Source organism: Steroidobacter cummioxidans, assembly GCF_003104955.1.
Genome location: NZ_LSRW01000010.1, coordinates 35,186 through 58,819, shown reverse-complemented (window position 1 = coordinate 58,819; position 23,634 = coordinate 35,186). Strand labels below are relative to the sequence as shown.

The window sequence follows — 23,634 nt, the reverse complement described above, 5'->3', positions numbered from 1 at the left end:
CCGCGCCATTCTTGCCGACCAGATCGCGCATTCGACTCAGCAAAGCACGCGCCTGCCTGCGGTCGAAATTGCCAAGCGTCGAGCCCGGGAAATAAACGATGCGACGCTCCGCCGCACGGAATGAAATTTGCGGCAAGCTCGAAAAAATTTCTGCGTGAAAGTCGGCGCAATACCGGCACGATGTGCAGATGCGGGTAATCCTTCGCGAGAGTGCCTGCCGCTGTAAACAAATGTTCACGCGAAATGTCGACCGGCACGTACGCCAGCGGATGCTCCAGCCGATCCAGCAGCAACCGGGTTTTTTTCAAGCTGGTGCCGCTGCCGAACTCGATCAATGCAGCTTCCGGACCGATGTACTGCGCCATCTCGGTCGCATGGCCGTGCATGATTTGCAGCTCGGTGCGCGTGATGTAGTACTCGGGCAGCTCGCAGATGTTGTCGAACAGGAACGAGCCCAGCTCGTCATAGAACCACACCGGCGAGAGTTCCTTGGGCTCCTTTTTCAGCCCATCCAACACGTCATTGGTCAGTGCGTCCTGCGTGGATTTGGCGGGAACGGTACTCGGATGCTTTGCCATCGTTCTTCCTTCGGTTACAGGTCGCGCGCCAGGCGCACACCCATGAACTGCCAACGAGCCTGGGGATAAAAGAAATTCCGATAGGCTGCGCGCACGTGATCTGCCGGTGTCACACACGAGCCGCCGCGCAGGACCAGCTGACTGCACATGAACTTGCCGTTGTACTCGCCGAGCGCGCCCTTCACGGGCCGATAGCCGGGATACGCGACATACGGAGATGCGGTCCATTCCCACACATCGCCAAACATTTGTTTCAAGCCTGGCTGATCGCCGGCAGGCAAAGGTTTGAGCGGGTCGCTCTTCAAAAAGTTTCCACTCAACAGGTTGCCACGCGGGGGCAACGATTCGGCGGCGAGCTCCCATTCGGCTTCAGTCGGCAGGCGCGCATTGGCCCAACGGGCGAACGCGTCCGCTTCGTAGTAGCTCAAGTGAGACACCGGTGCCGACGGGTCCAAGGGCTGCAGTCCGCGCAATGTGAATTCAGCGTCGAGCGACGGCGCCCAGTAGAGCGGCCGCGTCCAGCCTTCCTGATTCACCGTGCTCCAACCGTCCGACAACCAGAATTCAGCGCGGCGATAGCCGCCGTCGCGAATGAACTCCAGATACTCGCCATTGGCGACCAGGCGATCGCTGAGCGCGTACGGTTCCACCAATGTGCGATGACGTGGGGTCTCATTGTCGAAACAAAAGTGCTTGCCGGTCGCACCAATCTCGCGCACGCCGCCTTCGAACGTCAGGAATTGCAGCGGCGCCGAGTTGCGTACTTCGGTCGCTGGTTGCGGCTTGCGGGTGTAGGCGGGCAGCAGGGGATTCTTCGAGAACAGGTGCTTGATGTCCGTGAACATCAATTCCTGGTGCTGCTGCTCGTGGTTCATGCCCAGCGTCGCCAGCGGCTCGAGGTGATCGTCGTCGTCGCTGCGCGAATCGAGCAGCTTCAGCATGTGCTCATCGACGTGCTGGCGATACGCGAGCACCTCCTTGACCGAGGGGCGCGTGAGCAATCCGCGCTCCGGTCGCAGGTGCATGGGACCTACGGTCTGGTAGTAGGAATTGAACAGGTACTCGAACCCGGCTTGAAACGGCTGATAGCCGGACAGCAAGGGGCGCAACAGGAATTGCTCGAAGAACCAGCTGGTGTGTGCCAGGTGCCACTTCGCCGGACTGGCGTCCGGCATGCTCTGGACCACGTAGTCCTCGATTTCCAGCGGGCTGCAAATCGCCAGCGACGCCTCGCGGATGCGGGTATAGCGGCAAGCCAGGGGTTCGTGGGAGCGATCGATGACGGGAGTGGCTGCCGGATAGACCGCTGCCATGAATGGACTCCTTATATATGTGACCTGGATGTCTGCCGGGTTGCGCATCCTTGTCCAAGGAGTCGCCGCAAACAACGCCCGATCGCACCGAAAAGTTGCAAACCCAAGCAAACCGAGGGGTTAGCCGCGACTGCGCGAGCGGGAGAGTATAGAGCCCCAAACCTGACAGCCCCCGCCGGCATTTCCGTGCGCATTTGTGGCCCAGAGCCGGCCCCGGCGGCCATCCGGGTATCGGGCGGGGGCCGGATTTGCCCCCGGACACTCGTTTTCCTTGACGCCTTGCCAAGCCCCCGCTCTAATACGCGCCCGCTCCGGCGCATGTCGCCGAAGCCACCTCTCAAGACCCCCGACTTTGTCCGGGGCACCCCAGATGGCCGGGTAGCTCAGTTGGTAGAGCAGCGGACTGAAAATCCGCGTGTCGTTGGTTCGATTCCGACCCCGGCCACCATTACTCCTCGATCCGTGTTCGCACCGCGCTAGGGACTCAGACTGCTCTCGAGCATCTGGCCCGGCGGGGCCCGCAGCGTCCGCATGAAGAACTCAAACTGACGTCGTTGCACGTACGGGATCGGTCCCGTCGATCTGCCCACGCTGTGCTCGCCACCAGGCACCACCAACAGCTCGAAGTCCTTATCGGCTTTGATCAGCGCATCCACGACCTGCAGCGTGGAGGCGGGATCCACATTCGAGTCCTGCTCGCCGACGATCAACAACAGCTGACCTTGCAGCCTGGCGGCGTGGTCGACACCGGATGCGGCTGCGTAGCTCGCATCGACTGGCCAGCCGAGCCATTGCTCGTTCCAGCTGATCTTGTCCATCCGGTTGTCGTAGCAACCCGCATAGGCAACGGCGGCCTTGTAGAACTCAGGATGAAACAGCAACGCATTGAGGGCGCTCTGCCCACCGGCCGAGGCGCCGTAGATGCCGAGGCGGCCGATGTCATAGGAGGGATCGCGAGCGGCCAGCGCTTTGTGCCAGAGAATGCGATCGGGAAACCCTGAGTCGGCGAGATTCTTCCAGGCGACGTCATGAAAAGCCTTGGAGCGATTCGCGGTCCCCATGCCATCGATCTGCACGACGATGAAGCCGAGATCGGCCTGAGCTTGCATGCCGATCACCTTGTCGCCGCCCGAATGGAAGCCGAACGGCCAGAAGCTCTTCGGCACAAAGCTGTCGTGCGGGCCGGCGTAGATGTTTTCGAGCACCGGATATTCCCTGGCGGGGTCGTAGTCGCGCGGGCGCACGATCAGGCCCCAGATATCAGTCGTGCCGTCGCGTCCCTTTGCCACGAACGGCTCGGGCGCCCGCCATCCGGCGGAGGTCAAGCGCGAGATATCGCCACGTTCGAGCGTCGCAATCAGCGTGCCGTCCGCACGGCGAAGCTCTGAGACGGTCGGCATGTCCACGCGCGAATAGGTGTCGACATAGGCGGACAGGTCGGGGGCAAGGCGCACTTCGTGCGTGGCGTCGGCGGTGGTCAAGCGGGTGAGATGGGTGCCATCGAAGTCGACCCGAAACACGTGTTTGAAATATGGATCCTTCCCCGCATCCATGCCGCTCGCCGAAAACCAGATGCGTCGCTGTGCATCGTCCACCTTGAGCACGTCGCGCACGATCCAGGATCCACGGGTGATTTGTTTCGCTGTGCCAGTCGCGGAATCGACCAGATACAGGTGTCGCCAGCCATCGCGCTCGGAGATCCAAACGATCTCGCGCGCGTCGTCGCCGACGTCGTGTCGAAAGCGGCGGTCTGCATAAACAAAGGTCTGCGCGTCTTCCGTAATCACAGCCTTCGGTGCGCCGCTCTGGCCATCGACCTCGATCACTCGTGCCTGACCGTGGCCGCGTCGCTCATAGTCGAAGACAAAGGTGCGGCCGTCCTTGCGCCACTCGGGCTGGGACATCTCATAGGGATTGGCAAACAGGGCGTTGCCGATGTCGAGCCGACGGCGTTCGGCAACATGAAACAAGACCGGCTGCTCGATGTCGACCGGGTCGCCAGGCTTGGGATACAGCTGCGTGCGCAGCGCGGGTTGCAGCTGATTCGACGGCGACACCGCGATCCGAGTGACGATTCGACGAAAGCCCGGTCGCACGCGATAGGCGACGAGACGGGTCGAATCGGGCGACCATGCGAGCGTCTCTGGATCGTAGAAGTTGCCAGGCGTGCCGTCGGTGCTGAGTGCGATCGCATCCTTCGAGCCCACGGCGCGGACGATGACATTGTCATCTTCGACAAGTGCCTCCCACTGCCCGTCCGGCGATTTGCGCGGACGATTGTCCGCCGGCGCTTCCAAGTCGCGGACCACGCCGAAGGCGCGTGGGCGATTGGTGTCCGCGGGTTCGGCTTTGTGGCACGCGTAGTTCACGATGCCGCAGGTCCAACGCTCGTCTGCGATCGTCACGGTGATCGCACGGTTCTCGTCGGCATATTCGAATGTCTCGAATGGCAGGCGCAGCGGTTGATAGCTCTGCCTGGTCGCGTCGCTCAGCGCGACAGCCAGCTTTTCCGCGTCGAAAGGCGCGCGTCGCTTCAGTGTGCGCGCATCGATTTCAACGAAAGCGAAGCCGCCCTCGACCGTCTTGCGATAGTGAAGCCGCTTGCCTTCATGAGTCCATTGCGCGGGCTCGGCAATGTCACGAGTGAGATACATCCAATCGTCGCGCAGTGATAGCGAGCGACGCAGTGTCGATGGATCCGATGCGTCAGCCAGGGGGGCGGCTAACAGCCCTGCGAGCGAGACGACGGCAATGACTTTCATGGTGTTATATCGTATACCATCGCATCGTCCTGGTCGCGGTATGTGAAGATCACGGCACATTCATTGGGAAGGAACGAATGAGTGCATCGATGAATCGACGGACCTTTGTGGCTGGAGCCGGCGCCGTTACCCTGGTGGCCTCAGGCAAGCTGCCCGCGGCGACCAAGTCGCAGGAAGCCTGGGAACGAGCGGCCGACATCGCGCGCAACGTTCGGCCGCCGACTTTTCCGGATCGCGTCTTCGACATCACCAAATTCGGCGCGGTGGCCGATGCCACGACCCTGAACACCGCGATGATCGCGAAGGCGATTGCAGCCTGCGTCGCGGCCGGCGGCGGGCGAGTGCTGGTGCCGGCTGGCAAATTCCTCACCGGGGCGATTCATCTCAAAAGCAACGTCGAATTGCATGTCGCCGCCGGCGCGACGCTGTGCTTCGACACGAACCCGGCGAGCTACCCGCTGGTGTTCACGCGCTGGGAGGGCATGGAGCTCATGAACTATTCGCCGCTCATTTATGCCTTCGAGCAGAAGAACATAGCCATCACCGGCAAGGGCACGTTGGATGGCCAGGGAAGCGCCGAGCATTGGTGGCCGTGGAAAGGGCGCTGGGGTGGCACCATCGATCATGGCTGGGTTGAAGGCATGCCCACGCAGCTCGAGGCGCGCACCGAACTCTTCAATATGGCCGAGGCCGGTGTGCCGCCGGAGAAGCGTGCTTTCGGTGCGGGCAGATATCTGCGTCCGCCGTTCATCCAGCCTTATCGTTGCGAGAACGTGCTCATCGAAGGCGTTCGTGTGCGCAACTCGCCGTTCTGGAACATTCATCCGGTGCTATGTCGGAATGTGACCGTGCGCGGCGTGGATGTGTTCGGGCACGGGCCGAACAATGACGGCATCGATCCGGAGTCGGTGGATCACATGCTCATCGAGGACTGCTCGTTCGACACGGGCGATGACTGCATCGCCGTGAATTCAGGGCGCAACGCCGACGGGCGGCGGCTCAATGTGCCCTCACAGAACATTCTGATTCGCAATTGCCGGATGAAGGCGGGGCATGGCGGAGTGGTCGTGGGCAGCCAGATTTCGGGCGGCGCGCGTTGGGTCTTCGCCGAGCAGTGTCACATGGACAGCCCGGATCTTTGGTATGCGATCCGATTCAAGAACAACGCGTTGCGTGGCGGGCTGCTGGAGAACTTCTATTATCGTGACATCGACGTGGGGCAGGTCGGGCGTGCGGCGATCACGTGCGACTTCAACTACGAGGAGGGCGCGAACGGTGCATTCACTCCGAGGCTGCGTAACATAGTGGTTGAACGGATGCGGGTCGCAAAGGCCGGGCGAGTGCTGGACTCCCAAGGATTGCCCAAGGCGCCCGTGGACGACATCACTCTCAGAGATTGTGAGTTCAACGAAGTCACGCAGCCCAGTACTGTGAAGTACACACGCAGCGTGCGCCTGGAAAATGTGCGTGTGAATGGCGCGCTGGTGAAGTCGCTGGGATAAGGGCTACGGAAAGGTTATCACGGTGTTCGCGGCAGGCAGCTCAGCGCGGCGTTTGCCTGTCCCGGTTGCAACGGGCTGCCAGCGTTGGCCAGATTGGTATGTTTCGATGCCGGAATAAGCGCCCAGCACCTCGAAATCATCGAACACATAGGGAATGCCCTCGGCCGCCAGCTCTGTGGCCGCGTCGGCAACGTGGAAATGAAGATGCGGTCCGGATGAGCTGCTGCCGGAGTTGCCAAGCAACGCGATGACAGCGCCGCGTTGGACGCGATCGCCACGCTTCACCTTGATGCTGCCATGCTTGAGATGCTCGTAGAACGCATAGCGACCGCGGCCGAGGTCCAATATCACGTAGTTGCCGCTAGCGTTCTCCAGCGCGATTTGCCCGGTTGCTGCGGATATCGTTGCTCCCTCCGACAGGTCGTCGGCAGCATCGATGATCGTGCCATCGGCGACGGCGAGCACTTCGGATCCGTAGCCGTGCCAGTTCGCTGAGACAGAGGCATCGCCGTGCGCATGCGTCGCATCGTCCGCCAGTTTCACCCAATCGATTGCGAAGCGAGCCGGAATACGCGCACGGCCATCGAACGTGTAAATGGAGGTTCGATGGCCGCCGATCATCATCGGGTCGTACAGCGCAACCCACGGGCCACCGCGTACCGGCGCGGTCAGAACGAGGGGCTGTTCGTTGCGCACCTGGCAGCTCACGTTAGCAACCGATGCTCGCTCACGACCGGAAGGTCGCAGCACCGCGAACTCGATGCCATGCTCGAGCTTGACCGGGGTGCCGGCATCGAGCGGCAACCACACATATAGAATCGTACGTCCGCCGGCCACAACACGCCGTCGTTCAGAACCTTCCGCTCGCGGACCCACGCGGGCGAGTTGTTGGGCGAGCTGCGCATCGCTGAATCTCGCCAGGAGGTTGCTGTTGCCAGCATCGAAGATCTCGACTTGCAGCAGTTCCACGTCGAAGGGGCGAAAATTTGTGATGTGCAATTCGTACGCAAGGTGCTTGCGGCCGGCGATGGTCACGGGCATCGGCGGCGATGGAATCTGAATGTCGACCGATTGAACCAGCGGCGAGCGCGGCTGGGGTGTTGCAGCGCTGCTATCGAGCGATCCCAGCAGCATCGTGAGGGCCAGAACGACTACGCACGTTGGGCTGCTTCTCACTGCTATCGTTCCTTGTAATGCGGTGACGGTGCGGGGGCATTATCGGCCCGATGGTTCTGTGTCCGCCGCGACGCTGCGACGAACCGACACGCCAGCGCGATGAATGACGAATGGACTGGTCACGGCCTTCGGACGCTCGTCCCACCGGCCGTCGCATCATCACATTCCGCTGGGTCTGACAGCGGCGTCTGATTATTCGGAACTCACCTGATCGACGAGGTGAGTCCGATGGCTTTCAAGAAGCAGCTCTATGTAATGTCAGTTTTACTGGGGGTGGGCCTGGCGGGGTGTACCACCCCGGCGAATTTCATTCAGCGGGTTCAATCCGCGCCGCCCTGCAATGTGCAGATCTGCACGACCAACGGTGCGAGTGAGGCCCGCTGTCGCTGTCAAACGCACGAGCAAACCCAGCGACAGATCCGTGAAACATATGGGCGGCAGCTCGAGTGAGCTGCCGCCCAAAAAGCGGCGACGTGCGTCGCCGAGGGGGTTCAGGAGCCGAGTGACAGCAAGCGAGCGTTGCCGCCAGTCGCGACTGTATTCACGGTGAGGGTGCGCTCGGTCGCGAAACGGAACAGGTAGTGCGGGCCGCCGGCCTTCGGGCCGGTCCCTGACAAGCCTTCGCCGCCGAACGGTTGCACACCGACGACCGCGCCGATCATGTTGCGGTTGATATAAATGTTGCCGACCGCGGCCTCGGCGACGATTTCCTGCCACACGCTTTCGATGCGAGTGTGGACGCCGAGCGTCAGGCCGTAGCCAGCTTCGCGAATCGCTGCGAGCACGTCGCTATCGAGTTTGTCGCGCTGGTAGCGAACGACGTGCAGGATCGGGCCGAACTCTTCACTGGTCAGCTCCCGAGCGTTGTTGAGCTCGAGCATGCGCGGCGCAAAGTAGCTGCCCTCGGTGCGCACCTGATTCAGGTCGCACTGCTTGAGCACCTTCACACCTCGTTGCGTTACCTTCTTGCTGTAGTCCTCGAGCTTCGACGCGGCGCTCTTGTTGATGACCGGACCGACGTCGGTGGCCGGCTGCGACGGATCGCCGATGTGCAGCTCGTTCATGCCGCCGGCAATCAGCTCGATGAGCCGATCCGCGACCTCTTCCTGCACGAACAACAAACGCAACGCCGAGCAACGCTGGCCAGCGGACGTGAAGGCCGAGGTGAGCACATCGTCGGCGACTTGTTCGAGCAGGGCCGAGGAGTCGACGATCATCGCATTGATGCCGCCGGTCTCGGCGATCAGCGGCACGATCGCGCCGTCGCGCGCGGCGAGCGCACGATTGATGAACTGAGCAGTCGAGGTCGAACCGGTGAAGCACACGCCGCCCAGCGCCGGATGTTTGAAAGCAACCTCGCCAAACACCTTGCCGGCTGCCGGCACGAAATGCAGCACGTCGTGCGGCACGCCGGCTTCGTGCAACAGTCGCACGGCCAGCGCAGCGACCAGCGGCGTAGATTCTGCCGGCTTGGCAACGACGCTATTGCCAGCGACCAGCGCCGCAGTCACCTGGCCCAGGAAGATGGCGAGCGGGAAATTCCACGGACTGATGCATGCGAACACGCCGCGACCGCGCAGACTGAGCTTGTTGTCCTCGCCGGTCGGGCCGGGCAGTGCCAGCGGCTCGGCGAAGTGCTCGCGAGCTTGCGCCGCGTAGTAGCGACAGAAATCCTCCGCTTCGCGGACTTCGGCAATCGCATCGGGCAGCGTCTTGCCGGCTTCCTTGACGAGCAATCTCACCAATTCAGCGCGATGCGCGCGCAGCTTATCCGCCGCGGCCACCAAACAAACCGCGCGATGCGTCGCGCCGGCATCATCCCACGCCTTGCGCGCCTGGCCGGCTTTGTCGAAAGCGAGTGCGATGTCTTGCTTGGTCGCGACGCTCACATGACCGACCAGCTCCGCGAGATTCGCCGGGTTGCGCACTTCATGAGGCGGCGATTCGATTTTGCCGGCCAGCGTCGATGGCGCCGCATGCGGCAGCTCGCCGGACGTCTGCAGCGAGGCGATCTGCTCGGCCAACTGTTGAGGATTGCCCCAATCCACGCCGGCGGAATTCTCACGAGACGCGCCGTACAGATTGTTTGGCAAGGGAATGTGCGGGTTGGTCATGCTCTGCGCCGCTTGCAGGACTGCAATCGGATCCTCCACTACGGTGTCGACGGGGACGCTTTCATTCATGAAGCGGTTGACGAACGAGCTGTTCGCGCCGTTCTCCAGCAAACGGCGCACGAGATACGACAACAGCTCCTCGTGCTGGCCGACCGGCGCGTAGGCGCGAACGCGCGGGAAACCTTCGATCTGGCGCTTGGCTTCGGCATGCAACAGCGCGCCCATGCCATGCAGGCGCTGGAACTCGAACTTCGCTCCAGGCGGACGCAATTCCAGCACGGCGGCGATGGTGTGCGCGTTGTGAGTTGCGAACATCGGATAGATCACATCGCGATGGTTGAACAGGCGCTCGGTGCAGGCGAGATAGGAAACGTCGGTGGACACCTTGCGCGTGAACACTGGATACGACGTGAGGCCGCGTTCCTGAGCGCGCTTGACCTCGGCGTCCCAATACGCGCCCTTCACCAAGCGAACGCAGATGCGACGCCCGGTTTCGCGTGCCAGCGAAGCGACCCACTCGATCACGTAAGGCGCGCGCTTGCCGTAAGCCTGGATGACGATGCCAAGCCCTTGCCACGACTGCGTCTGCGGGTCGCGCGCCAGTGCTTCGAACACGTTCAAGGACAGATCGAGACGATCGGCTTCTTCGGCATCGATGGTGAAACCAACGTCGGCGGCCGCCGCGCGACGGGCCAGATCCCTGACGATCGGTGCCAGGCGCTGCATGACCAGGCCTTCGTGCATCAGATCGTATTTGGGCTCGAGCGCCGACAGCTTTACGGACAGATTGGAGCGCTCGTCGATCGGCGTGCCCTTACGTTGCGAACCGATGGCGTCGAGCGCCTGTTCATACGACTGGCGATAGCGTTCGGCGTCGGCCCACGTGCGTGCGCCTTCACCCAACATGTCGAACGAGCACAGCGACAGTTCGGGCGTCTTGGCCGAGCGCTCCAGCGCCTCTTTGATCGTGCGGCCGACGACGAACTCGCCGCCGATGATCCGCATGGCCTGCCGAAACGCCGTGCGCAGCATCGGCGCACTGATCCGGCGCGATAGGCCTTGCAGCCACGAGGCTGTCTCTTCCTGGGCCTGCTTCGGCGGCTCGACCAATCGGCCGGTGAGCATCAGGCCCCAGGTGGATGCGTTCACCCAAGTCGAATGGGACGCACCGGCGTGAGCCGCCCAGTTACCGGCCGCGATCTTGTCGGCGATCAGGCGGTCCGCGGTGTCGTCATCGGGAATGCGGAGCAAGCCCTCCGCCAGGCACATCAGCGCGACGCCTTCCTCGTTGGACAGCGCGAACTGCTGCAGGAACGAGTCGAGCAGCGGCCGCTCACGGGACCGGGACCGGGCGCCGCTGACCAGTTGCGCCGCCCGCTGCTTGGCGCGGGCCCGCGCGTCGATCGACAGGTTCGAGCTTTTCAGCAGGGCTTTGACGCAGCTGGCCTCGTCCTGGAGCGTGGCGCTCCGGATCTGCTCGCGGAGCTGCTCGAGCGAGGGGGCAACGGGAATGGCGGAGGATTGGGCGACCATGAGGGTGAAAAACGCTGGACCGGGCTGGGCGCGGGGCTTGTGGTAACTGGGGCGAAAGCACTAGCGTATTGCGGTCGGAGCCGTCGAAACGACCTAAAAGTGGGGTGTAATTCGTGAAATCAACTGGCGCGAGTGCGGGGATGGTCCTGGACAAGGTCGACCAGCGCATCCTCGCGCGGCTGCAGGAGGACGGGCGGGTGTCCATGGCGCAGCTCGCCCGGGAGCTGCATATCAGCGTGACGCCCTGTGTCGAGCGGGTGCGTCGGTTGGAGAAGCACGGCTATATCGTCGGCTATCGAGCCGACCTGTCGCCGGCGCACCTTGGCCAGAATCTGCTCGCGTACGTGCAGGTGGCGCTCGATCGCACGACGCCCGAAGTATTCGATCGTTTCCGAACGGCGATGGAAGTCCTCGAGTTCGTGCAGGAGGCGCACATGGTGGCGGGCGGTTTCGACTATCTATTGAAGATCCGCGTGCGCGACATGAAGGAATATCGCAGCGTGCTCAGCTCTCACATCGCGTGCATCAAAGGTGTTCAGCAGACGCACACCTATTTCGTGATGGAAGAGGTCAAGAGCTCGAGCAAAGTGCGGGTGCAGGCGCGATAGTGCAACTCACCCAGTGCGCTTGCTAGCGGGTCGCACACGAATGTGGAAACGGCTGGTTCGGTCGGCGGCGGTGGCCTGATCGCTCGCGATCGTTACTTCGTAGTCGCCGGGCGCGATGCGCGGAGCGTTGAGATAGATGGTGACCATGCCATCGTCGCCTGCGGGCAGATGGTCGATTGCCGAGATTTGTTCCCTTCTATCATCGTCGATCCGCGCCAGAGAGACTCGATAGCGCGCGTCCGTTGCTACGAATTCCGGCAGCACGCGCAATTCGATCGCCTCACCCGCACTTGGCAAGGTCACTTCTGCATCGAGCGGACTGCCGCGACGTCGCAGTACGATGTGAGAGCTCGCAATCGTGGAGGGTCCAGCAAGAGCTGCGACGTTCGCCGCCATCAACGGTGGCGTGGCCGTGCGGATGTAAAAGACCATGCCGATGATGACGATGGCAGCAGCTGCTACCGCGAGATAAAGCCTCCGTGCGTACCACGGTGTGGGCTTTAGCAGCGCCGCGAGCTCACCGCTATCACGAAGTTGCGCCAGGCCCACTTTGAAGCGTGCTGTGGCCTCGATTTCCCGCACCATGTCCGGATGCTCGAGGTAGTAAGCCTCGAAAGCTTCACGCTCCGGTTCAGGGAGTTGGTCCGCGAGATATCTCGCGACGATGTGATGGTCATCGATGTACTGTCGATCCATTGCTCAACCCGCCATGCAGCAAGCACTTCGGACCGCTCCATCCCCTGGTGATACTGTCATCGCCGCGTGGCTTCTCTCAGCTGCTGCACTCATCAGGTGCAACTACTCAATAGGGCGATCAGAAAGTCCGACTTGTCGAAGCCTTTCGTTTCCAACAGCGAGCGCAGGCGCTGCCGGGCACGAAAGACCACTCGATCGAAGTGCAGTGCCGACAGCCCCAGGGAATGACAGATCTCGGCTTTGTCTTCCTCATCCAGATAGAAACGTTTGATGATTTCGCGATCCCGAGCGGTGGGCAGCAACTCGACGATGGCCGCGATCTGACGCACGATGCTGCTATCGATGGCCGCCTCTTCCGTGGCCCGTTGGGCTGGCAACTGATCGACAGCCGCATCGGTCGAGTGCGTGCCGGGTCGATTCGCGTATTCGCGACGATGATTGCGATACAGATTGAGCGCGACGCGAAATACATAGCCCGCCATCCGCGTTTGATCGGCCACCCGTCCGGCGCGCCAATGCGCGATCGCCGTCGCGATGGCCTCATTCAACATTTCCTGGGCAATATTCGGGTCGCGGATGCGACGCTGGAGCAGCGTGTACAGGCCGGTATAGTGCTGCTTGATGAACTCGTTGGAGATCGGATCCTCGATCACGAAGCGTGTTCCCGTCCTTATTGGTTGTCGCGGGCGCAGAATAGCGACGGATGGCAGCGGCGTCATCCTGATCGCAGCGCAAATCCCGGGCTGCTCACAAGGAATGCTGATCGTAACCACGATTCGACGATGCGAGTGCCACGCCCGCCCAGTAGTAGGGATCGGCGAAAGGCCGCGATGTCAGCAACTCGCGCTGCGCAGCTTGCAATGCTGCCGAGCTGCCGGCGCCTCGATGCAGACTGCGATAGAAGCCATCCATCAGCGCGGCAGTTGCCGCGTCGGAAACTCTCCACAATGTCCCGATCACCGAACCCGCGCCCTGACTGAGGAATCCATCCGCCAGACTCCGCACACCCCAGCCCGTGTAGTCCTTGCCCCTCATGGTCTCGCAGCCGCTGACAATGACGAGCCTCGCCGAGAACGGCGCGCTGAATAGCTCAGTGAAGCCGATGAAGCCACCGTCCGGATCGATGCTGCCGCGCCGATTGGATGTGATCAGGCCAACGATGTCTGGAGTGGTCCTGCTGAAATAGCCATGCGTTGCGATGTGCAGAACTCGTGCGGCTCGAACTTCGGGTGAGAGCAGCACATCGCTGGTTGCGTCCGCACCGGTATAAGTGATGACGCGGGTGGCGAAGATCTGCTCGATGCTCGCCGCTTCGGCGCGTGAGCTCGGGATCGCCTGCACTCGCTGTGGCGGCTGAGTGCCCAGCACAGGATCGGCGAATACGACGATATCGGAGTTCTTGGCGACGGCATTGGGAGGTGCCGGTCGCGCAGCGTAGTAGCCGGACAAGGATCTCGCGCGCACGACCTCAAACTTGGCGACTAAGGGCGCGTACGTTCGTGGCCGCTCATCGAGATCGATGGCGGAGAACGGCAGCGGCTGCATGACGTCGTCAGGCACGATTACGAGTCGGGTCGTGTTGGCATGTCTGCGGATGAAATCACGGGGCAATAGTTGAGCAAGCGCCGCAAGCGTCGCCTCGACCTGTGCGCCTCCGCCGGGAGCGTTCAACAGATCCAACGAGCGCTGTACGAGCGCTTGCACCGTCGAGCGCGGCGGCAGATCGAAGTATCGAATTTCGTCGCCGGCGAGCGCGACGCCGAAGCTGACGTCTTCCTGGACGAAGTAGCGAATGAAGATGTCGGTCGGGGGCACCGTCAAGGCTCGGAAAGCGGCCTCAACGTTTGGTTCCTTCGCGGGCGTGCTCGCGGCGAGTGCTTGATACATTGTGAGATAGGCGTCGCGCGCACGATCCCACTCGCGCAATGCCTGGTCCAGGCGTGACTTGGCTTCCTGCCGGCGGCGAGGGTCCGTTGTATCCGGATGGAGCCGGTCCAGCGCGGCGGTCGCGTCGACCAGCATTCGTTGAGCGGTGCGATAGCGCTCGAATAGGTCGATCGCCTCCGCTTCATACGCGCGGCCCACGACGCCGGAATGGCGTAGCTCCGCCGGCTCGATCTGCTGTGCGTAGTACGTTTCCAACAGTGGCAGTACTCGGGGGCGGTCCAGCTCGTAGAGCGCTTTCACATACTCATTGAGCACGGGCTGAGCGGCCGTGAGCCAGGCCAGGCTGTCGTCGTGAGTGGCACGCAGATCGCTCGCGACTTGTCGAGCCAGTCGAATCGCGGCCTGTCCGTGGGCGCGCACGTTGGCGAGATCGCGATTCAACGCATAGTGCCGGATGGCTTGCTCGGCGAATTGCAGCTGATGCGTCGGCCGCGCCCGTTCGGATTTTTGTCGCGCCGAAGAGCCGTTGACCAATGTCTCGATGTCGCGGACCAGCTTGCTGGCGCGCGTCGCATGTCTGGACGCCTCGACCGCGCGCTCACGTTGATCATTCGCGAGGCGTAACAGCAGAACCGACGCGTCGATGCGCTGCTCGGGCAATGCGCGAGGGTCGTCGAGTGCGAGTTGCGCATAGCTTTGCGCCAGCCTCAGCTCGCCTTGAGCGGCGTAGTCGCGAGCCAGCTCGATATAAGTTACCAGCTCGCGATAGTTACGCTCGTCGATGAACACCTGCAGTGCCTGCTCGTGCCAATCGATCGCTTGCCGAAACTCGCCGCGGTCGCGCGCCAGGCTGCCCAACTTCTGTTTCGAGATGCTGATTTTCAGTGCATTGCCCGAGGCCTGGTCCAGCTCATAGGCCGCTTCGAAGTAGCGTTGTGCCACCAGGCGCTCGCCAGTCTTGCGATAGGCATCGCCCAATCCGTAGTACAGCTCGGCCAGCAGATCGCGGTCGTTGTGCTGGGTGGTGCTCACGATCGCGCGCCGCAGGAGATCCTTGGCTTTGGCGACTTCGCCGACCAGGATCAGGGAATAGGAAAGATCGCAGGTGACTCTGTCGATGAGCGCCGCATCGGCGCCTGCCGCGGTGAGGAATTGCAGCGACCGCTCCAGCGCCTGTCGGGCCTGGGCGTGGTCGTCATTGAGCAGGTGATATTCCCAGAGCGCTTCGAGCCATTGGCCGTGCTGCAGCGGATCATCTTTGGAGCCGGCCAACCCGCGCTGGATTCGAGCAAAGGCTTGGGGCAGATAAGACTCGCGTCGTCCCGATTCGTTCTGCGAGCGCCGCAGGAGCTCAATGGCCTCGAGTCGCGCTGCCTGCTGCGCACTCGCATCGGTAGCGCTGGCCTGCAATCCCGATAGGAGCAGGCCAGCGCCGATGAGACAAACCCATGCGACTCGCCAATCAGCGCGATACCTGCGACAAGACGGCTCGTTCATTCGCCACCGGTCCCTGAGCCTGCGGTTGTATCACAGCCGTGCGGTAGGGGCGCCAGGAAAACAACGAAACTACATCGTCCTCGCCCGGCTTGGCCCAGGTAATAAAGTCCTGATGGACCACTTCCAGGTTCGAGTCGCGGCCCTTGGCGACCTTCCAGTGCACCACTTTCCAGCCGTGCATCTCACCGGTGGGCTGATTGCCGATCTGGTCGTCGATCAGCACCGCGCGGCCCTGTTCCATGGCGGGGTACAGGCGCAGGCGTTGCATCACATCGGCCATCTTCTCGTGCCAGTTGGCGGACAACGAGTCGGCCCGCGCGAAAAATCTATTGTTCTCGTCCCGGCCGAGCACATGGCGCAGCAGGTGGGGCGTGTTGCCAAAGCCCGGATGGTAGAACGCCAGCTCGTCGACCGCCGACGGCGGAATGAACGACGGGTGGACGACGGCGGTGGGCTCGTGCGCTTCGTGCGCGACCCAGTCGACCAACTCTGGGGGGATTTGCATGGCAGGCTCCTTCAATGGTTTGTTAGCACCAGCTCGATGACATGTCGCATGCAGAACGTGCGATCCGTGTAGGCGGGGTTGGCGAAGCGGCGTCGCTGCTCCTGCAGCTCATCGCCCAGCGGGCCGAGCCAGGACAGCACTTCATCCACCGCGAACCAGCGATTGCGATAGATGGAGCACTGTGCGCCGGCAATGGCGTTGGCCAAGCCTTCCGCGCAGATCAGACTGCCGACCACGCCGAGATGCTTGCCTTCACTGGCGTGCACGGCTTCGACGAGCACGTAGGGCCACAGTGGCAAGTTGTCGATGGTGATGCCGCTGTCCGGCGGCAATTTGTCAGCGAGCGGGCCGAGGTCGGGTAGCGGTCGGAGACCGAACGCGGCGGCGAGCCTCGCGCCGTTCGCCCCTGCCAGGAGTTGCTGCACATAGGCTTTGCCCGGCGGCAGCTGCGCAGCGATGCCGGCGCGTAGATTCATTTCCGCGATGTTGATGGTGATGCCAGTAGGAATCGGCACCTGACGCATCTCGCGGGTGATGAACGGGTCGATGGTCATCGCATCCTCGATGCGATTGTTCAGCACCGGCCAGCCGAACATTCTGCGGAAGTCCAGCTCCAGCCGCGGATCCAGGTCGCGATTGGTCTGGAACAGCTCGGGCAAAGTCACATCGGGCTGGCGCGGGAACGATTCGTAGAAGGGCCGCACCATCGAATGCCCGAAGCGAAACGCCGCATGCGAGAACTCGCGGGCGAGCGGGCGTGACGGCAGATTCAACCAGCGTCGATTGAAGCGAAACACGCTGTCGAAGACGGCCGGGGCGAGTACCTGTCGCAGATAGTCCTCGACGACGACCAGCTGAAAGACGAGCGTCGTCATCACGCGCGCTTCGCCGGCGTTGCTGGCATAGCGTCGTTGCAGGATGGCGTTGTGTACTCGCTGCCAGAACAGATGCAGCTGCGAAACGATCACGTTGTCGTCGTTGCGCAGCTCGGGAATGTTCGGAACGCCCTGGGTACGAGGCAGATCCTCGGGGCCATCCGGATTCGTTCGTTTGATAGGAAAGAAGCCGCGCGCATCCAGCAGCGACTCGGTTTGAGCGCCGCTCCCATAAACGCTGTCCAGATTGAGATAGGGCAGTACGTCACGAGACTGGCCGGCAATGGGATTCGTCTGCGGCACGATGTCGTGCGCGATGAACTGTCCCAGGTAGGTGTAGCCCACGTCGATGAAGCGCGAGACATGCGACGATTCCGTCATCACCTGCGCCAGCGTCGTGACCTGTTGTTCTGTCAGCATGGATTGTGGATCTTCTTGGCTGCCGTGACAGGGGCACGGGTATCTGTGGCTGGCGGTGGAGATCTCCCAGCCACAAGTGCCGTCCTCGGCGGCTGCTCGGAGGCGGAAAGCGCGCGGTTGCGGACTAGCCACTGCGCACCGTCCGGTGGGTCAAATTGCGAATCCGAGGCCGAGCCGCCTTCGAAATGGGGCGCTCGTTGCGCCGCGATCACTGGCTGCTTGTAGGCTTTACGCTGTCAAGTGACAATTCGGTGACGGGTTATGTGAATAAGCCACCCCGGATTGCATTACTATCGCCAAAGTAGTCGTCGAGCCTCCAAAGCCCCCCTTGGCGCGAATGCGAGAACCATGGCCAAGGCGATTACAAGCAACCCGAATTTTTGTCTCGAGCAGTCGATTACATCAGCGGTAATGTCAGTTTCTCAGTCGGATCCCACGCCGGCCGCAACGGAGCGGCGGGCGAGCTATTGTATTTTTCAAGAGCCGTGGTGGCTCGATGCGGTTGCGCCGGGCGCGTGGAGGGAAGTCACCGTGTCTTCGGGCGGCGTGCTTCGGGCGCGCTGGCCGATTTTTGAAGAGAAGCGCGGCCTGTTCGATGTGATCACGTTGCCGCCGCTCACACACCGGCTCGGCCCGTGGCTGGATCTGGGCGATGCCACCAAGAGCTCGCGTCGTTACGAGCTCGAAAAAGATCTCACCGTCGCGCTGCTCGAGCAGCTGCCGAAGTACGACATCCTGCAGATCAATTGTCACAGCGGCATCACCAACGTGCTGCCGTTCGTGTGGAATGGCTTCGAGGAGATGGCGCGGTATACCTACGTGATCGATCTCGCCCCGAGCGAGGAAGAGCTGTGGGGCGCGCTGCGAGAAAACATTCGTCGCGAGAGCCGCAAGGCGCGCAAGCAGCTGGTCATCGAGACGACGACCGATATCGAAGCTTGCATCAAGCTCATCGGCAAATCGTATGCGCGCCAAGGCAATCCGAATCCATTCGATTCACCGGCCATGCGTCGACTCGACGCGGCCTGTGCTCAGCGCGGCCGGCGCGAGATTCTGGTGGCGCGCGACCAGAGCGGTGCGCTGCATGCCGCGCTCTATCTCGTCTGGGACGACAAAGTGACTTACTACCTGGCTGGCGGTGCCGATCCTGAGCTTCGCACCAGCGGCGCGCACAGCCTGATCGTGTGGGAAGCCATCATGCGGTCGAAGGCGCGCAGCGTGGAATTCGACATGACTGGCTCCATGGTCGAGAGCATCGAGCGTTTCTTCCGCGCATTCGGTGGCCAGCAGCGGATCTATTTCAGCCTCAACAAGATGAGCCGCCGCGCGCGCTTCGCCTGGCACGGCAAGAAAATGATTCAGGCGCTGCTCGGCATCAATAGCTGACCGTCGCCTTGCAGTACTGCTCGACGTACGCCTGATGTTTCGGCAGCTGTATCACCGTGTTGTCCACGTGTGATTTGATCTGGTCCAGGAAACGCGACAGCTCCGCGTCGCCCATCAAGTCCGCCACCTGGTGATGTTGCTTGGGCACGATGCCCTGACCCAGCATCACCTGGATCCAGGAATTCTCGGCGAACAACTCGTTCTGAAAGCGGAACACGCGCCCGGTCTCGCGGAACAGCTCGATGCGATGCTGTAGCGAGGCCGGGATGTCCATCGTGCGGCAGGCATTCCAGAACGGCGTGTCCTGACGATTCGTCACGTGATAGTGCAGCACGATGAAGTCGCGGATGTGCTCCAGCTCGGCCACCGTCTGGCGATTGAATTCCTCGATGTCGGTCGGATTGATGCCCTCGCTCGGGAACATTTGGAGCAGCCGGATGATGCTGCGGCCGATCAAATGGATGCTGGTCGATTCCAGCGGCTCGACGAAGCCGCTGGCGAGTCCGACAGCGACGCAGTTCTTGACCCAGGTTTGCCGACGCTGCCCCGGCTTGAACTTGATGACGCGCGGCTCGGTGCGCACCTTGCCTTCGATATTCGCAAGCAGCGATTGTTTCGCCTGCTCGTCGCTGATGTACCGGCTGCAATAGACCATGCCGTTGCCAACGCGATGTTGCAGCGGAATGCGCCACTGCCATCCGGCGTCACGTGCAATGGATCGCGTATAGGGGACCGCTTCGCCGACGGATTCTGTTTGCACGGCGACGGCGCTGTCGCACGGCAGCCAGTTTGACCAATCCTCGTACGGCTCGTGCAACGTCTGACCGATCAGCAGCGCGCGGAATCCGGTGCAATCGATGAACAGATCGCCTTCGATCTCCGCGCCCGAGTCCAGGCGAATGGCTTTGATGAAGCCAGTGTCGTCGTGCGTGAGAACGTTGGTGATCTTGCCCTCGATTCGTTTGACGCCGTAGCCTTCGCTGAACTTGCGCAGAAACTTTGCATACAGGCCTGCATCGAGGTGGAACGCGTAATTCATTCCGCCGCGGGGCAGATGAGCGAACTTGTTCTCCAGCGCGGCCTTGAGCTCGACGCAGTAATCGCCGTAGTCGCTGGCGAGATTGCGCTGACGGCCCTTGAGCCAGAAGTGCTGGAAGCCGGCGGTCCAGTGATCCTTGCCGGTCGTGCCAAACGAATGAATGTAGTTCTGGTTCACGTCGCGCCAGTTCTCGAAGCCGATGCCCAGCTTGAACGTGCCCTGGGTGGCGGCCATGAACTCCTGCTCGTTGATGTCCAGCAGCCGATGGAAGGTCACCAGCGTCGGAATGGTCGCCTCGCCGACGCCGACCGTGCCGATCTCATCGGACTCGACCAGCTTGATGTCGAGCGCCTTGCCCAGCGTTCGCGACAGACCGGCGGCGACCATCCAGCCCGCGGTGCCGCCGCCGGCGATGACGATCTTCTGGATGCGTTTGCTGGTCATGCGATTCCCCTAACGATTCAATCTTTGTAGCAGCCGCGCACGGATGTCGCGGGCGATATCGGCGTCCATGGGCGACAAGGCGCGGCGGGCATTCTCTGGAATGTGAGCGGAGGTCTGCTGGTCCGCCTCGAAAACGTAGTGACGAAACAGGTTGAACCAGGCATCACGCTGCTCTTTCGGCAGATCGCGCACAGTCATGATGGCGTGCATCAACGCAGCGATCGGCGAGTCCATGAACGCGGGCGACTGGCGCCACCAGTAGTTCACCAGCACGTTGAGCGAGTCGAGGGCCTCGATGTGATGCCACCACATGCTGGGAATGAAGATCGCGTCGCCGGGACTCAGTTCGGCAACCTGCGCGTGCCGGGCCGCTTCTGCGAACTTCGGAAAGCGCTGCAGGTCGGGCTTCGCGAAGTCGACGAGACTGATGGCCTGGCCGGCCGGCGTGAAGTCCAGCGGCCCGATATACAGATTCTCCAGCTGCTCGGGCGGAAACAGGGTGAAACGCCGATGACCGACGACGACGCACGCGATGTTGTCAGGCAGATCGTGATGAGCGGCGATGCGCGTGCGATTGCCGAGCCAGATGCTGACGAGCGGCTGGCGATCGCCAAAGCCCAGGTCGTTGTCATTGCGAAATCCGGGCAGACAGGTGTCGATTGTGGTCGAGCCGACGTAAATGGCCGGCGGCTGCTGCGCATCCTTGTGGCGCTCGACTTCATCGAGCATGACATCCAGCTTCAGTTTGACCGCTTTGAAGTTGAAGCCGCTGAGGTCTTCGTTATAAAAGAACCGGCCTGCGATGTCCGGTGCGCCGAGCAGCGCGCCGACCGTGGCGTCACGATAGAACTTGCGGATGTAAGCGGCCGCCGATTGATTGGATTCCAGTCCCGCGCGCACCAGGGGCCAATCCGCCACCAGGCCTTTGAGCACGACAGGCTGCGTCGATAGCAGCACATCATCCGGCAGTGCGCGCGGATCGACGCCGGTGCGCTCCGGAATTTTCTTAGCGGCCGCCAGCATTGAGCACGTTCACGCGCTCGATCAGCGCACGGAAGTTGGATAGCGATGCGATCGCCATGTAAATGGCTTGCAGGTGACCGGCACGGTTCAATCGCTCCAGCACCGCGCCGTTCAGATCGAGCAGGCGCTCTTCCTTGATGGTGTAGAAACCCGCCAGGCGATTCTGCGAACCATCGTTCAACTGGATGTCGAGCACGAACGACTCGAGCAACTCGTACTGCAGGAGCGCGCCGATGAAGTGCTCGCTGGCGGCCAGGCCCTCGTGGATGGCCAGCAGCAGCGAGCTCATCCGTTCGAGGAACTCGCTCTTGCCGCCAAACTCGCGAAAGATCGGCTCGCCCTGCGTGCGACTGACGCGCGGGTGTTCCAGATCGATATGCATCATCGGCTGGCGATCGTGCGAGAAGCCGATCAGGAACGGCAGGCGCTCGAGGGTCATCGGAATATACGTTGCATCCCAGCCGCGGGCGGTGAGAAACAAGTTCTGACCGTCTTTGAAGCCCAGCAGCGCAACAGGCTCGAACTGTCCCTGCGCGTTCTTGCGGAACACGATGGGGTAGTGGGCCTGCAGGTTGCGGAACTCCGCCGGGAACGTCGCCGCGAGCATGACGTTGTCGCCGTACTCGGCGCCGCGAGTCGTGATTACACGCAGGTCTTTGTGATCGACATTGTTCAGCAGGACAGGTTTGCTCATGACGCGTTATATCTTCGACAGGCCGTGACGCTTGATATGACCGATCAGCGCGCGATTCGTGGGTAATGCCGCGAGCATCTTGCTCGTCAGCGCCGCTGCTTCTCGAAAGTAACCATCGGCGCGGTCAGCGTCGTCGCCGCGCCGAGCCGTTCCAGGTCGATCCGGGCGAAAGTCCATGCCGTACAGCACGTATTGGTAGCTGGCCGACGGAAACACCTCCTCGACGCGATGGAAATCGTAACGGGACGGCGGCTGATGGCGCCACAGCGTCAGCTGTTCCTGCAGTCGATCCGGAATGGACTCGGAGCGGCAGTTGTCGATCCAGAAGTCCGAGTCGGTGCGCTTGGTCAGCACGTAATGCAGCTTCAGGAAGTCGATGACTCGCTGCCAGCGGTACGTGAACGAGTCATTGAAGCGGCGCGCGACGATGTCCATGGCAGCGCGCGTTGCCGGCATCTGATCTCTCAGCATCGCAGCGGACAGCTCGACCAGCGCGAGTGCCGAAGCCTCCAGCGGCTCGATGAATCCCGCCGAGAGTCCGATTGCCACGCAGTTACGATGCCAGAACTTCTCGCGATAGCCTGGATTGAACGTCAGCTTGCGCGGCGACGGCATGCCTTGCGGCCCACCGGTGCGCTCGATGTACGCGCGCAGCTCGCGCTCAGCAGCGTCATCCGACGTATGTGCGCTCGAATAGACATGACCGATACCACGGCGCGTCGGCAGGCCGATATCCCAGATCCAGCCATTGCTTTGCGCAGTGGAGATTGTCTGTGACGCAATGGGGCTGTCGTCATTCTGATGAGGCACTTGTATGGCCAGTGCTGAGTCGTTGAACAGCACGTGCTGCTGCGACTTGAACGGCACCTCGTAATGCTGGCCAAGCAACAGCGATTGCATGCCGCTGCAATCGACAAAGAGGTCGGCGGCGATGGCGCCGTTCTCTTTCGTTTGCACGGACGCGATATCGCCACTGTCATGCGTGTTGATGCCGATGACGTGATCGAGAATGTGATGCACGCCCAGTTGCTCGACGCAGTGCTTGCGCAGGAACAGGCCGAACTTGCCGGCGTCGAGGTGATAAGCGTAGTTGGCGACGGCTGCGTACTCGGGCGTCGCCGCTTGTTTGGGCGCCTTGTTGTGCGCGCACAGGTGCGGCTGGAAGCTCACCAGGTCCGCGAAAGGCACATCGGCGTGCCGCTCCAGCCAGCCCGCGACCAGGTTGGTCTCGGTGTAGCCTTGCGGCAGAACGAAAGGATGAAAGTAACTATCGTCCGCTCGCTTGCTGACCCATTGCTGGAACCTGGAGCCTTGCTTGAACGAGGCGTCGCATTCGCGGATGAAATCGGTCTCGGTGACGCCGATGCTGCGCAGGGTGTCGCGCATCGTCGGCCAGGTGCCTTCGCCGACACCGATGGGCCCGATGTTGGGAGATTCGAGTAGCGTGATTCGCAGCGTCGGGCCCGTGCGCGAGCGATGCTCGGCCGCGAGCACGCCGGCGGTCAGCCAGCCGGCCGAGCCGCCACCCACGATCATGATGTGTTGGATCTCCGCCATCGCCCAATAATGCCTGTAAAAAGAA

General features: G+C 62.0%; 16 protein-coding genes, 1 tRNA gene and 1 pseudogene. 4 read left to right on the top strand and 14 right to left on the bottom strand.

What is annotated here, in order from left to right; translation table 11 throughout:
- Positions 1–578: pseudogene (locus D0550_RS07070) on the bottom strand (L-histidine N(alpha)-methyltransferase); the annotation flags it as partial.
- Between the two features lie 14 nt (positions 579–592).
- Positions 593–1,891, bottom strand: a complete 1,299-nt coding sequence (gene egtB / locus D0550_RS07065) for an ergothioneine biosynthesis protein EgtB (protein WP_116808414.1) — start codon at positions 1,889–1,891, stop codon at positions 593–595.
- Positions 1,892–2,263: 372 nt separating this feature from the next.
- Here egtB and D0550_RS07060 point away from each other — a divergent pair.
- A tRNA-Phe gene (locus D0550_RS07060) sits at positions 2,264–2,339 on the top strand.
- A 28-nt stretch (positions 2,340–2,367) separates the two neighbouring features.
- On the opposite strand, the gene D0550_RS07055 is transcribed toward D0550_RS07060, so the two are convergent.
- Positions 2,368–4,653 (bottom strand): S9 family peptidase, encoded by a 2,286-nt coding sequence (locus D0550_RS07055; RefSeq protein ID WP_116808413.1) that lies wholly within the window; start codon positions 4,651–4,653, stop codon positions 2,368–2,370.
- A gap of 89 nt (positions 4,654–4,742) precedes the next feature.
- Here D0550_RS07055 and D0550_RS07050 point away from each other — a divergent pair, with 89 nt between their 5' ends.
- Entirely contained in the window at positions 4,743–6,155 is a 1,413-nt protein-coding gene (locus D0550_RS07050) for a glycoside hydrolase family 28 protein (protein ID WP_206606145.1), read from the top strand.
- Positions 6,156–6,158: 3 nt separating this feature from the next.
- On the opposite strand, the gene D0550_RS07045 is transcribed toward D0550_RS07050, so the two are convergent.
- Complete coding sequence (locus tag D0550_RS07045) at positions 6,159–7,331, bottom strand: M23 family metallopeptidase (RefSeq protein ID WP_153067077.1); 1,173 nt, start codon at positions 7,329–7,331, stop codon at positions 6,159–6,161.
- A 491-nt stretch (positions 7,332–7,822) separates the two neighbouring features.
- On the bottom strand, positions 7,823–10,978 hold the full coding sequence (putA, locus tag D0550_RS07035; protein WP_116808409.1) for a bifunctional proline dehydrogenase/L-glutamate gamma-semialdehyde dehydrogenase PutA: 3,156 nt from the start codon (positions 10,976–10,978) through the stop codon (positions 7,823–7,825).
- 113 nt (positions 10,979–11,091) lie between these two features.
- On the opposite strand from putA, the gene D0550_RS07030 reads away from it, so the two are divergent.
- Positions 11,092–11,586, top strand: a complete 495-nt coding sequence (locus D0550_RS07030; RefSeq protein ID WP_206606144.1) for an Lrp/AsnC ligand binding domain-containing protein — start codon at positions 11,092–11,094, stop codon at positions 11,584–11,586.
- Positions 11,587–11,592: 6 nt separating this feature from the next.
- On the opposite strand, the gene D0550_RS07025 is transcribed toward D0550_RS07030, so the two are convergent.
- The 5 genes from D0550_RS07025 to D0550_RS07005 form a co-directional block, all read right to left on the bottom strand.
- Positions 11,593–12,282, bottom strand: a complete 690-nt coding sequence (locus tag D0550_RS07025; protein WP_116808407.1) for a hypothetical protein — start codon at positions 12,280–12,282, stop codon at positions 11,593–11,595.
- A 92-nt stretch (positions 12,283–12,374) separates the two neighbouring features.
- The gene (locus D0550_RS07020) at positions 12,375–12,935 is read right to left on the bottom strand and encodes an RNA polymerase sigma factor (RefSeq protein ID WP_161965680.1); all 561 of its coding nucleotides are present in this window, start codon (positions 12,933–12,935) and stop codon (positions 12,375–12,377) included.
- A 94-nt stretch (positions 12,936–13,029) separates the two neighbouring features.
- Positions 13,030–15,666 carry a CHAT domain-containing protein gene (locus D0550_RS07015; protein WP_116808405.1) on the bottom strand — a complete coding sequence of 879 codons (2,637 nt, stop codon included), beginning with the start codon at positions 15,664–15,666 and terminating at the stop codon, positions 13,030–13,032.
- The gene (locus D0550_RS07010; RefSeq protein ID WP_153067076.1) at positions 15,632–16,171 is read right to left on the bottom strand and encodes a hypothetical protein; all 540 of its coding nucleotides are present in this window, start codon (positions 16,169–16,171) and stop codon (positions 15,632–15,634) included. The genes D0550_RS07015 and D0550_RS07010 overlap by 35 nt, the downstream gene beginning before the upstream one ends.
- 11 nt (positions 16,172–16,182) lie before the next feature.
- Complete coding sequence (locus tag D0550_RS07005) at positions 16,183–17,466, bottom strand: peroxidase family protein (protein WP_116808403.1); 1,284 nt, start codon at positions 17,464–17,466, stop codon at positions 16,183–16,185.
- Between the two features lie 411 nt (positions 17,467–17,877).
- Between D0550_RS07005 and D0550_RS07000 the strand changes: the two genes are divergently transcribed.
- A complete protein-coding gene (locus D0550_RS07000) occupies positions 17,878–18,852 on the top strand; it encodes a GNAT family N-acetyltransferase (protein WP_161965679.1) in 975 nt (324 codons plus the stop codon).
- Here D0550_RS07000 and D0550_RS06995 read toward each other — a convergent pair.
- Genes D0550_RS06995 through D0550_RS06980 form a run of 4 tightly spaced genes read right to left on the bottom strand, consistent with a single transcriptional unit; the run spans position 18,842 to position 23,609 of the window.
- Positions 18,842–20,335, bottom strand: coding sequence for a tryptophan halogenase family protein (locus D0550_RS06995; protein ID WP_116808401.1), 1,494 nt, complete (start codon positions 20,333–20,335; stop codon positions 18,842–18,844). The genes D0550_RS07000 and D0550_RS06995 overlap by 11 nt on opposite strands.
- Before the next feature lie 9 nt (positions 20,336–20,344).
- Positions 20,345–21,358, bottom strand: coding sequence for a cupin-like domain-containing protein (locus D0550_RS06990; protein ID WP_116808400.1), 1,014 nt, complete (start codon positions 21,356–21,358; stop codon positions 20,345–20,347).
- The gene (locus D0550_RS06985) at positions 21,342–22,052 is read right to left on the bottom strand and encodes a SapC family protein (RefSeq protein WP_116808399.1); all 711 of its coding nucleotides are present in this window, start codon (positions 22,050–22,052) and stop codon (positions 21,342–21,344) included. Before D0550_RS06985 ends, D0550_RS06990 begins: the two co-directional genes overlap by 17 nt.
- A 6-nt stretch (positions 22,053–22,058) precedes the next feature.
- On the bottom strand, positions 22,059–23,609 hold the full coding sequence (locus tag D0550_RS06980) for a tryptophan halogenase family protein (RefSeq protein WP_116808398.1): 1,551 nt from the start codon (positions 23,607–23,609) through the stop codon (positions 22,059–22,061).
- Between the last annotated feature and the right edge of the window lie 25 nt (positions 23,610–23,634).